This window comes from Streptomyces sp. NRRL S-118 (assembly GCF_000716335.1).
Lineage (GTDB): Bacteria > Actinomycetota > Actinomycetes > Streptomycetales > Streptomycetaceae > Streptomyces.
Map to the genome: position 1 here is coordinate 1 of NZ_KL591051.1, position 269 is coordinate 269.

Sequence of the window (269 nt, forward strand, 5' to 3'; positions counted from 1 at the left end):
CGTCGGCGTCACCGGAGACCACCACCGCACGCGGCCCGTTCACCGCCGCGATCTCCAGCCGTCCCCCGAAGCCGGCCAGCGACTCCGCGACCTCGGCCTCGCCGGCCTGGACGGCCACCATGGCGCCGCCCTCCGGCAGCGCACCCATCAGCCGGCCGCGCGCCACCACCAGCTCGCACGCGTCCGGGAGCGACAGCACGCCGGCCACATGCGCCGCCGCCAGTTCGCCCACCGAATGCCCGATGAGGTAGTCGGGGCTCACACCCAGG

1 protein-coding gene is annotated in these 269 nt (G+C 75.8%); it reads right to left on the bottom strand.

What is annotated here, in order from left to right; translation table 11 throughout:
• A partial coding sequence (locus IH00_RS38500; RefSeq protein ID WP_158828201.1) for an acyltransferase domain-containing protein occupies positions 1 to 269 on the bottom strand: 269 nt, incomplete at both ends.